General features: G+C 33.2%; 11 protein-coding genes. All 11 read left to right on the forward strand.

All coding sequences use genetic code 11. The features are described from left to right. The first annotated feature begins 267 nt into the window (after positions 1-267). From ACP5FO_RS07595 to ACP5FO_RS07645, 11 genes are read left to right on the forward strand one after another with little or no spacing between them, the layout of a single operon-like run. Entirely contained in the window at positions 268-1,053 is a 786-nt protein-coding gene (locus ACP5FO_RS07595) for an exodeoxyribonuclease III (protein ID WP_428157299.1), read from the forward strand. Then, the gene (locus tag ACP5FO_RS07600) at positions 1,050-1,892 is read left to right on the forward strand and encodes a glycine--tRNA ligase subunit alpha (protein WP_428105370.1); all 843 of its coding nucleotides are present in this window, start codon (positions 1,050-1,052) and stop codon (positions 1,890-1,892) included. Before ACP5FO_RS07595 ends, ACP5FO_RS07600 begins: the two co-directional genes overlap by 4 nt. Next, positions 1,889-3,907 (forward strand): glycine--tRNA ligase subunit beta, encoded by a 2,019-nt coding sequence (gene glyS / locus ACP5FO_RS07605; protein WP_428105368.1) that lies wholly within the window; start codon positions 1,889-1,891, stop codon positions 3,905-3,907. The genes ACP5FO_RS07600 and glyS overlap by 4 nt, the downstream gene beginning before the upstream one ends. 10 nt (positions 3,908-3,917) lie before the next feature. Then, positions 3,918-5,369 (forward strand): IMP dehydrogenase, encoded by a 1,452-nt coding sequence (gene guaB, locus ACP5FO_RS07610; protein ID WP_428105365.1) that lies wholly within the window; start codon positions 3,918-3,920, stop codon positions 5,367-5,369. After that, on the forward strand, positions 5,320-5,880 hold the full coding sequence (locus ACP5FO_RS07615; protein WP_428105363.1) for a phospholipase D family protein: 561 nt from the start codon (positions 5,320-5,322) through the stop codon (positions 5,878-5,880). The genes guaB and ACP5FO_RS07615 overlap by 50 nt, the downstream gene beginning before the upstream one ends. Further along, complete coding sequence (locus ACP5FO_RS07620; RefSeq protein ID WP_428105361.1) at positions 5,850-6,266, forward strand: thiamine-phosphate pyrophosphorylase; 417 nt, start codon at positions 5,850-5,852, stop codon at positions 6,264-6,266. Before ACP5FO_RS07615 ends, ACP5FO_RS07620 begins: the two co-directional genes overlap by 31 nt. Continuing rightward, positions 6,244-8,043, forward strand: a complete 1,800-nt coding sequence (gene lepA, locus ACP5FO_RS07625) for a translation elongation factor 4 (RefSeq protein ID WP_428105359.1) — start codon at positions 6,244-6,246, stop codon at positions 8,041-8,043. Before ACP5FO_RS07620 ends, lepA begins: the two co-directional genes overlap by 23 nt. Positions 8,044-8,056: 13 nt before the next feature. Then, on the forward strand, positions 8,057-8,701 hold the full coding sequence (gene lepB, locus ACP5FO_RS07630) for a signal peptidase I (RefSeq protein WP_428105356.1): 645 nt from the start codon (positions 8,057-8,059) through the stop codon (positions 8,699-8,701). Continuing rightward, the gene (locus tag ACP5FO_RS07635; RefSeq protein ID WP_428105353.1) at positions 8,691-9,263 is read left to right on the forward strand and encodes a CDP-alcohol phosphatidyltransferase family protein; all 573 of its coding nucleotides are present in this window, start codon (positions 8,691-8,693) and stop codon (positions 9,261-9,263) included. The genes lepB and ACP5FO_RS07635 overlap by 11 nt, the downstream gene beginning before the upstream one ends. Beyond that, positions 9,260-9,460 (forward strand): YgaP family membrane protein, encoded by a 201-nt coding sequence (locus ACP5FO_RS07640; protein WP_428157300.1) that lies wholly within the window; start codon positions 9,260-9,262, stop codon positions 9,458-9,460. Before ACP5FO_RS07635 ends, ACP5FO_RS07640 begins: the two co-directional genes overlap by 4 nt. Next, positions 9,432-10,532, forward strand: coding sequence for an aminopeptidase (locus ACP5FO_RS07645; RefSeq protein ID WP_428157301.1), 1,101 nt, complete (start codon positions 9,432-9,434; stop codon positions 10,530-10,532). Before ACP5FO_RS07640 ends, ACP5FO_RS07645 begins: the two co-directional genes overlap by 29 nt. The last annotated feature ends 69 nt before the right edge of the window (positions 10,533-10,601 follow it).

Raw genomic sequence — 10,601 nt, forward strand, 5'->3', positions numbered from 1 at the left:
AAAAGAAGTAGAAATTGCAAAAAAAGGTGAGATGCTCGAATTCTTTTTTATATAGCTGCATTTAGAAATATTTGATATTTTTGTAATTTAATATCTTATTGTTAGTCTTTTATTAAATCATTAAAGTTGCAAAAATTTGTATTATAGTTAATATATTCTTGTAATGTAAAGGTGCGAATTTTACATTGTTTGTGTCAAATTTACTTAGTATATGAGGTTTAGAGAAATGATAATCTTTATATTTAATTTCTATGAAAAGGAAAGAGAATGAGAATAGCTACGTGGAATGTAAATTCGGTTAGGGTAAGGTTGGACCAAATTCTGGATTGGTTAAAGCATGAAGATATAGATGTTTTAGGTATGCAAGAAATAAAAGCTCCTGATGACAAGTTTCCTTATAACAACTTCAGAGATTTAGGTTATGAAGTTGAGAGTTTTGGAGAGGTGGGTTTTAATGGGGTTGCAATTGCATCGAGGCTGCCAATGAAAAATGTTAAAAAGGGTTTTCCGCTTGACGCAAGAGATCAAAAACGTATGATAAGTTGTGAAATAAACAATATAAGAATAATTAACGTATATGTTCCAAATGGCAAGCAAGTCGGAACAGCCGATTATTATTACAAGCTTGATTATCTGGCTAAATTAAAAGAATATTTATTTGCATTACTTAAAGATACAAGAAAAATAGTGCTTATGGGTGATTTAAATGTTGCATTATCAGACTTAGATGTTTATAATGGTGAGCAGATGAGTGAGCAAATCGGTTTTACGCTCTCAGAAAGAAATGCATTGCAAGCTATACTGGATGAAAACGGTTTTATTGATGTGTGTCGCGAGTTTCACAGAAATGAAAAAATATTTAGTTTTTGGGATTATAGAGCCAACTCATTTTTAAGAAACAAAGGCATGAGGGTAGATTATATTTTAGTTACAAAAGAAGTTTATCAGTGGACCGTTTTGTGCGATATAGACCAGAAAGAACGTGCAAAACGTGGCTCATCCGATCATGCTCCAATGTTTGCACAAATTAGTTATATGGGCGGTGATTCATGAACTATCAGGATATCCCACTAAAATTATCTGAATTTTGGAAATCAAAAGGTTGTGTAATTTTGCAACCATACGATATTGAAGCAGGTGCAGGCACATTTCATCCTGCTACAGTATTAAAATCGCTTGGCGATAAGCCCTGGAGTGTAGCCTATACTGCGCCCTCAAGAAGGCCAACCGATGGCAGGTATGGTGAAAATCCCAATAGACTCCAACATTACTACCAATATCAAGTAATTATTAAACCCTCCCCAGAAAACATTCAACAAATGTATCTTGAAAGTTTGGAGTTTTTAGGTATATCTATAAAAAAACATGATATTCGCTTCGTAGAAGACAATTGGGAATCTCCCACGCTAGGCGCGTGGGGACTTGGCTGGGAAGTATGGCTTGATGGCATGGAAGTTACACAGTTTACATATTTTCAGCAAATTGGTGGTGTGGACTTAAAATTAATTCCTGTTGAGATAACATATGGCACAGAACGATTGGGGATGTATATACAAGGCGTAGAAAACGTTTTTGATATGAAATTTAACGATCATTTAACTTATGGCGACATTCATAAACATGATGAATGGGAGTATTCTACATATAATTTTGAGGTAGCCGATACAAAAATGCTTTATGATCTTTTTACTATGTATGAAGCCGAATCAAATAGGTGTACACAAGCAAAACTTATCAGGCCCGCTTACGATTACTGTATAAAATGCTCTCACGTGTTTAACTTGCTTGACGCAAGAAGCGCAATTAGCGTTTCAGAACGCACAAACTACATAAAAAGAGTTAGAGATTTAGCTGTTAATATTGCAAAAACCTACGTGGGAGAAAGCCAATGAGGGTATTGTTTGAACTTTTAACAGAGGAATTGCCAGCAAAAGAATTGTTATATATTGAAGATGAAAATTTATTGAATATTTTGAGTAAGCATAACATTGAGTATGAAAATCCTAAAATATACTATACACCAAGGCGTATTGCTGTAGAATTTGATTGTTTAGAGTTTACAAAGCAAACCAACCAAAAAGTATCAGGTCCGCCAAAAAGTGTATGTTTTGACAACAACAACCAGCCGACAAAAGCGCTGATTAGTTTTTTGGAAAAAAATAACGCCAATTTAGATGAATGTTTCTTTGAAGATACAAAAAAAGGTACATATGTTGGTGTTTTTGTAAAATCTCAAAGTAATCCTGTTAAAGAACTTTTGTGCACTGTTTTTAGCGAATTTTTAAACTCGATCCCATTTAGCAAACAAATGCGCTGGGGTAGTGGGGAATATTTATTTTTAAGACCTGTGCATAACGTACTTTTAATGGTAGATAATAATGTTGTAGAATGTACAATGTTTGGAAAACAAAGTGTTTCTTATACTTTTGGCCATAGATTTTTATCTGAAGGTAAAATAAATTTATTGAATAAAAATTACAAAGAAGAGCTAAAAAGGTATTTTGTTATAGTGGACCAAAAGGAACGTGAGAGAATAATCAAAGATTCTCTAAAAAATATGTCTAGCGAAAAAAAACAATATATTATTGATGAAGATCTTTTAAAAGAAGTTGTTAATTTGGTGGAGTACCCTAATTGTCTGGAAGGTTCTTTTGAAGAAGAATTTTTAGAATTGCCTCAAGCAGTCTTAATTAGTTCTATGAAGGCAAACCAAAAGTATTTTTTTTCATTAGAAAATGGCAAATTAACAAATCGATTTTGCGTTGTGTCAAATATATTCACAGATGATGATACAATTATAATAAGGGGCAATGAGCGTGTGCTAAGGGCTCGTTTTAGAGACGCTGTGTTTTTTTACCAGGAGGATTTAAAAGTTAAGCTTGAAACCCTGGTGGACAAACTAAAAACCATGCTTTTTCACAAAAAACTCGGCACAATGTATGAGCGCACTATGCGCCTTGTAGATTTAAGCGCATATATTGCGGAATTGCTTAATGCACAGGTAAATCCAGTTAAGCGCGCAGCCTATTTATCAAAAGCGGATCTTCTAACACATATGGTGTATGAGTTTCCAGAAGTTCAAGGCGTAATGGGTAGCATTTATGCAAAAAAGCACTTTGAAGATGATCTTGTAAGCCAGTGTATTTATGAGCAATATTTACCTAAAGATGAAATATTTCCTCAAACAAAAGAAGGCATTGCTCTGTCTTTGGCGGATAAATTTGATTTAATAGCAGGCGGTATGATAGCCGATTTAAAGCCAACAGGTAACAAAGACCCCTATGCTTTGCGCCGTGCTGCACTTTCAATAATAAAAATTGCAATTCATTCCAAACTTAATTTTGATATAACAGATATTATAAATTTTACTTTATTGCTTTACAAAAAACAAGGCATAGCTTTCGATAAGCAAATTTTTGATACTATACTTGAATTTATAAAAGTTCGATTTATTAATACATTTGAAGAGCATGTTGAAATTGTAAAATCTGTTGTTGAGGTTAACTTTAACGATATTTACAAATCGTTGTTGAAGATTGAGGCAATGAAAACTTTTTACAGCGAAAGCGATGAGCAAACATTGTTTAGTGTTAAAAGAGTATTTAACATTGTGCCTGATGAATTCGATAAAATTGATATAGACGAATCCTTATTTGCTAGCAGCGAGGAAACAGAATTTTTCTATTATGTAAGTGGTTTAAGAGAAAATCTAAAGCAGTTTTTACAAAACAAAGACTATTTGTCATACTTAAGAAACCTTGTAAATAAAAGCATTGTATCGAGTTTTTTTGACAAAGTGCTTATTATGGACAAAGATGAAAAAATCAAAAATAATAGGCTTTCTCTGTTAAACAATTACAAACAACTAGTATTAAAAGTAGCTAATTTTAAATATTTAAGTATTTGAAGGTGTGTATATGATTAGATTAAAAGATACTTTAGGTTTAACGTTTAACGATGTGCTTCTTCTGCCAAGAAAATCAAGTATTTTACCCAACGAAGTTGACACAAGTATTAGCCTAACCAATAGGTATATGTTAAAGATCCCCATTATTTCTGCTGCAATGGATACTGTTACTGAGTATAGAATGGCAATAGGTATGTCAAGAAATGGGGGTTTGGGTGTTATACATAAAAACATGACTATAGCAGAACAGGTTAAGCAGATTGTAAGGGTTAAAAAAAGTGAAAGCGGAATGATAACAGACCCGATTGTTATTCATCCAGAAGCTACGATAAATGATTGCCTTAATTTGATGCGTAACTATCATATATCTGGTATTCCAGTTACTGATAATAATAATACGCTCGTTGGCATTATAACTAATAGAGACTTAAGATTTGAGACAGATTATTCAAGAAAAGTAAAAGACGTAATGACCGTAAAAAGTTTGGTTGTAGCGCCAGAAGGCACAACACTTAAAGAAGCCATTGAATATTTAAAAGCAAACAAGATTGAGAAATTACCCATAGTGGATAAAAATTTTAAACTCAAAGGTTTAATTACCATAAAGGATATAATAAAAAAAGAAGAGTACCCAGATGCTACAAAAGATTCAAAGGGTCGGTTGGTTGTAGCGGCAAGCGTTGGTACAAAAGACGGTGATGTTAGAGCAAAAGCGTTGCTTGAAGCAGGTGCCGATATTATTGTATTAGACTCTGCTCATGGTCATTCTGTAAAAGTATTAAAAACCATTGAGAAGATAAAATCCAAGTTTGATTGTTGTATAGTTGGGGGCAATGTAGCAACGCGTGAGGGTACACGAAGCCTTATAGAAGCAGGTGCTGATATTGTAAAAGTGGGCATTGGCCCAGGTTCAATTTGTACGACACGTATTATTGCTGGCGTTGGTGTACCGCAGATTACAGCAATATCGGAATGCGCAGAAGAAGCCGATAAATTTGGCATAAAAATTATTGCTGATGGTGGCATAAAATATTCTGGTGATATGGTAAAAGCTCTTGCAGCTGGAGCTTCATGCGTTATGATTGGAAATTTGCTTGCAGGAGTGGAAGAATCGCCAGGCGAGTCTATTATCTATCAAGGCAGAAAATATAAAGTTTATAGGGGCATGGGTTCGCTTTCTGCAATGGAAAAAGGCGGTAAAGAGCGATACTTTCAAGACGATGTTGAGCCGGAGAAGTTTGTTCCAGAAGGTATTGAAGGCAGAGTACCATACAAAGGTGAATTAAAAGATGTCTTATACCAGCTTGTAGGTGGTCTTAAAGCTGGTATGGGCTATACTGGCTCTAAAACAATTGAAGATTTAAAAACAGTGCCATTCATTCAGATTTCTGAAAACTCTTGGAGAGAAAGTCATGTACACGATGTTATTATTACAAAAGAAGCGCCTAACTATAATATTTAGTTTTTTTATAGTATGTTTTTTAAGTAACAGCGTTTATGCGAGAGATATTGAGGTTTATTTTACACCATCTTTCGAGCCTATAGATAAAATTATTTCTTTAATAGATCACTCAAAGAGGTCTATAGATGTAGCAATGTACTCTTTCACCTCAAGACCATTGGCTCAAAGCCTTATAAATGCAAAAAAACGCGGCGTCAAGGTAAGACTTTTGTTAGATGGTGAGTGGAATAGTCCAAAAAACAAATACTCAAAGGTAGAGTACCTGTTAAAAAATGGCATAAATATTAGATTTGCTAAGGCACACAAATATTACGATAGATACGGTATAATGCATAATAAATTTGCGATTTTTGATGATAAAATAGTTGAAACTGGTTCTCTGAATTGGACAGCTCAAGCGCCCAAAGCAAATGATGAAAATGTACTAGTTATTGATAGAGTTGATATTGCTAATGTTTATAAAAAGCAATTTGAGGAATTATGGAATCAAGCGCTGCCTGCAAAAGAATAGTCGACGCAAATCTGAATCGGGCCAAAGAAGCTTTTAGAGTGGCAGAAGATATTATAAGGTTTGAATATAATGATGCAAATTTATCTACTTTATTAAAAAGCTTACGATTGGAAGTGGGCAGTATTGCAAAAAAATACTACGATACGATTGCTTTCAGGGATACTCAAAACGATTGTTTAACTAAAGTGACATTAGAAAAGGAGAAAAAGCGCATTTCACTTTTTGAAATTTTAATTATAAATTTTAAAAGAGCTCAAGAATCTCTGCGTGTTTTGGAAGAAGTTTTTAAACTTTTAGATATTGAAAATTCTGCACTTTGTAAACAAATTAGATACAAAACTTATATTTTAGAAAAAGAGATTTATGATAAATACGCAAAACATTAGAAATTTTTCTATTATTGCTCATATTGATCACGGTAAATCAACGCTCGCAGACAGGCTAATAGAAAAGACCGGTTCTCTTGACAAAAGAGAAATGAAAGAACAGATATTAGATAACCTAGCAGTGGAACGCAAGCATGGAATAACCGTAAAAGCTCAATCTGTAAGGATGGAGTATGCTTATAATGGCTCTTTATATGAGCTAAATATGATAGATACACCAGGCCATGCTGATTTTTCTTATGAGGTTTCAAAAAGCTTATCGGCTTGCGAGGGAGCATTGCTTGTAGTGGATGCCACACAAGGTGTTGAGGCACAAACTGTGGCGAATTTATATTTAGCTCTAGAAAATGACTTAGAAATAATACCTATTATTAACAAAATTGATTTACCCACAGCAGATATAGAAAAAACCAAAAATGAAATCCAGAGTTTGGGTTTAGATATTTCAAATACAATATTGATTTCTGCAAAAAACGATATTGGCACACAAGAGGTTTTAGAAGCAATTATTAAATACATACCATCGCCTAAAGTCAATAATGAAGATGCACTAAAAGCGCTTATTGTAGATTCTTGGTATGATAATTATAAAGGCGTAGTATGTTTAATAAGGATTTTCGAAGGCAAGATTGCTGTTGGTGACAAGGCGTTGATTTATTCAAACAAAAAAGAGCATCAAGTGGATACTTTAAGTGTTTTGACGCCAAAACCTAAATATATAGATAGCTTGCATGCTGGTGAAGTTGGCATTATGATTTCAAGCATCAAAAATATTGAAGATGTGCTTGTGGGTGATACTATTACACTTACAAATAACCCAGCAAAACAGGCGCTTAAAGGATTTAAAAAGATCAAACCTTTTGTATATGCAGGTATATACCCAACAGACACTGAAAAATATGATGATCTTAAGGAAGATTTAGAAAAGCTTAAATTAAATGACTCAAGTTTAGAGTTCGAACCAGAAAAAAGCGATTCTTTAGGTTTTGGTTTTAGATGTGGCTTTTTGGGTATGCTTCATATGAATATTACAAAAGAGCGTTTGGAAGAAGAATTTGATTTAGACATCGTTGTTACTACACCTTCTGTTTTGTACAAAGTAGAAAAAACCGATAATAGCATAATTGAAGTGTCAAATCCAAAAGATTTACCAGAACCACAGTTTATAAAAGCCATTTTAGAACCTTATGTTACAATTGATGTTATTACTCCTTCTGAGCACATTGGTAGCGTAATAAATTTATTGCAAGAAAAACGCGGAATTCAAAAAAATTTGGGTTATTTATCAGCAAATAGAAGCTTGATTACATACAGTGCGCCTCTGTCTGAAACAATTACAAACTTTTATGATACGCTTAAATCTATAACTAGAGGTTATGCTTCTTTTAATTATGAGTTTGAGGACTATAAGCAGTCAGATTTGGTTAAAATGATTATTTTAATAAATAATGAACCTATTGATAGCTTTTCGCAGATTGTCCACAAAGACAAAGCCTACTTTCAAGCGCGCGATGTGCTAGCCAAATTGAAAGAATTTGTACCAAGGCAGCTATTTGAGATAAGATTACAGGCAAAAGTCGGCGGTAAAATTATAGCAAAAGAGGAAATAAAAGCTCTTAGAAAAGATGTGCTCGCAAAATGCTACGGTGGTGATATAACACGTAAGAGAAAATTATTAGAAAAGCAAAAAGAAGGCAAGAAAAGACTTAAACAGTTAGGCAGGGTTGCTATATCAAAAGAAGCCTTTATGAAACTTTTAGAACCAGCAAAAAAATAAAATAGGAGTTATTATGTCAAAAAAGTTTTGGGACTGGACAAAATCGATACTTATAGCGCTAATCATTGCACTGTTTATAAGAACTTTTTTTATTGAAGCATTTAAAATTCCATCAGGTTCTATGGAGCCCACACTGTTGCCAGGCGATTATATACTTGTAAACAAGATATCATATGGTATCAAAATACCATTTACGCATGATTTTTTATGGAAAGGCGAAGATCCGAAGGTAGGGGATATTGTAGTTTTTAGATACCCACCTGATCCAAGCGTGCATTTTATTAAGCGTTGTATGGGCGTGCCGGGTGACACGGTGCAAATAATAAATAGACAGGTTTACATAAATGGAAAACCTGTCAAAGAACCATATGCCTACTTTTCAAGTCCAATTATTTATCCAAGGAACACGCAGATTCCGGGTATAACTACACCTTACGGCTCGAGAGACAATTGGGGACCCGTAAAAGTGCCGTCGCATGAGTATTTTATGATGGGTGATAATAGAGATAATTCTTACGACTCAAGATTCTGGGGTTTTGTGCCAAGGTATGATATAACGGGTGAGCCTTTTATTATTTATTTTTCCATTTACGATTGGCATATCAGGTTTAATAGAATTTTAAAAATAATCAATACAAACTCACAAGATGGCAGATAAATTTTTTAATGAAAAAATTTTAAACTGGCCAAATAGTTTATCTTTTTTTAGAATAATTCTTATTGCGCCAATAATTTACCTTTTACTAAACGAGCTTTACAAACTTGCTTTTTTTGTTTTATTTATAGCATCATTTACAGATTTTTTAGATGGTTTTTTGGCAAGGAAGTTAAATCAAGCCACATTGATTGGCAAACTGCTTGACCCTCTTGCAGATAAAATTTTAATTAATTATGCATTTTTACTTTTTACAATAAAAGGCCTTATACCCCAATTTTTATGGATTACGGTCTTTTTTAAAGATACGATTTTAATTGTAGGTAGTCTTGTTATACTTGTCTATAGCAGAGAAAATGTAATTAAAAGCTCATATGTGGGCAAATTCGCAACCTTTTTTCAGATTTTGCTTTTATTGTATATTTTACTAAATAAATTAAAGTTTGTTGAAAATCAGTATTTGTTTGAGATTTCAATTTATTTAACATTTATATTTTCAATTTTTGCATTGTTGCATTACGCAAAAAAAGCTACATATTTAATTAAAAGCATGGAGGAGTTATGAAAAAAAATGTCGGTGGTGTTGACCAAAAGATTAGGTATGCTGTTGGTGCTGGATTAATTATGTATGGAATATTCAAAAGAAAATTAATGATTATACCAGGAGCTATGATTCTAGGTACAGCAATTTTACAAAAGTGCACTTTATATGATCTAATTGGGATAAATACGTATGAAAAACCAAAAAAATTACATGATTAAAAGTATTTTGACAGGGAATATGGGTTTAAAACCATATGAAAAATGTTTAGTGTTTTGTGATACGCTTAATGAAACGGTAAGTGAACAAGAAGCACTAAGACGTTCAAAACTACCTTATATAGCAAAAGCTTTTTTTGAAGAAGCAAATTCAATTGCAAAAGCTTTTTACTTTGAATATGGCTCGCTTGGCTCACCTGCAAGTGAGCCACCTTTTGAGCTTTGGAAAATTGCTTTTGGTGAATCTTGCACAAGTCAGTTTAAACACCTAAAAGACAAAATAATTGCTAAGACTTTAAGCGATGAAGAAAAGGCTTTTATAGAAGATATTGTCAAACAAAAGTGCGATTGTGTAGATGTAATTATTGCGCTACCAAATTATTCTACAAGCCACACATTTTTTAGAAAACTTTTAACCAATAACTGCAAAAGCAGGTATGCAAGTATGCCATTATTTGACGAAAGTATGCTTTTTGGACCATTAAGCATTGACATAGAAGAACTAAAAGATAAAACGCTTCAAGTATACGAGGTCGTAAAAAACGCTAAAATAATAAAAATTAATGCCAAAAATGGCACACAAATAGAGTTTAATTTAGAAGGTAGAGAATTTTTAACTGATTATGGTTTATTGGATAAACCGGGTAGTTTTGGAAATTTGCCTGCTGGCGAAGTGTTTATTGCACCAAATGAAGGAAAAACAAATGGTTATTTTGTGGCAGAGTTTGGACCTACATTTAAGTTTGATGGTAATTTATGTTTTGTTATAAAAGATGGTATGCTAAATGAAATTATAGGAAGTGATAATTACGCTAAAACGCTAAAAAAGATAATTGATCAACATCCACAAGCTGCAAATGTAGCTGAGCTTGGCATTGGCACAAACACTAAGGCAAAAGATCCACTCAATATCCTAGAAGCTGAAAAAATTTACAGAACCATACACATGGCTTTGGGCGACAATTCATCTTTTGGTGGCAAAGTTAGTGTTCCATTTCATCAGGATTTTGTACTTTTTGAACCAAATCTAATCGTTATAAAAAACAATAAATCTCAATATCTGAATTTCAGCTAAACAGTTAAAACGGAGGGTGTATGAGTTTCAAAACAAAAATGGTTTTATACGGAGTTTTTAGTGTCTTAA

Origin of the sequence: Desulfurella sp., assembly GCF_049977265.1 — a bacterium.
Lineage (GTDB): Bacteria > Campylobacterota_A > Desulfurellia > Desulfurellales > Desulfurellaceae > Desulfurella.

Bases quoted from the DNA above. Each gene is read 5' to 3' on its own strand.
- lepB (WP_428105356.1), top strand. From the start codon at position 8,057: ATGTCAAAAAAGTTTTGGGACTGGACAAAATCGATACTTATAGCGCTA.
- ACP5FO_RS07595 (WP_428157299.1), top strand. From the start codon at position 268: ATGAGAATAGCTACGTGGAATGTAAATTCGGTTAGGGTAAGGTTGGAC.
- guaB (WP_428105365.1), top strand. From the start codon at position 3,918: ATGATTAGATTAAAAGATACTTTAGGTTTAACGTTTAACGATGTGCTT.
- glyS (WP_428105368.1), top strand. From the start codon at position 1,889: ATGAGGGTATTGTTTGAACTTTTAACAGAGGAATTGCCAGCAAAAGAA.
- ACP5FO_RS07645 (WP_428157301.1), top strand. From the start codon at position 9,432: ATGAAAAACCAAAAAAATTACATGATTAAAAGTATTTTGACAGGGAAT.
- ACP5FO_RS07640 (WP_428157300.1), top strand. From the start codon at position 9,260: ATGAAAAAAAATGTCGGTGGTGTTGACCAAAAGATTAGGTATGCTGTT.
- ACP5FO_RS07600 (WP_428105370.1), top strand. From the start codon at position 1,050: ATGAACTATCAGGATATCCCACTAAAATTATCTGAATTTTGGAAATCA.
- ACP5FO_RS07615 (WP_428105363.1), top strand. From the start codon at position 5,320: ATGTACACGATGTTATTATTACAAAAGAAGCGCCTAACTATAATATTT.
- ACP5FO_RS07620 (WP_428105361.1), top strand. From the start codon at position 5,850: ATGGAATCAAGCGCTGCCTGCAAAAGAATAGTCGACGCAAATCTGAAT.
- lepA (WP_428105359.1), top strand. From the start codon at position 6,244: ATGATAAATACGCAAAACATTAGAAATTTTTCTATTATTGCTCATATT.
- ACP5FO_RS07635 (WP_428105353.1), top strand. From the start codon at position 8,691: ATGGCAGATAAATTTTTTAATGAAAAAATTTTAAACTGGCCAAATAGT.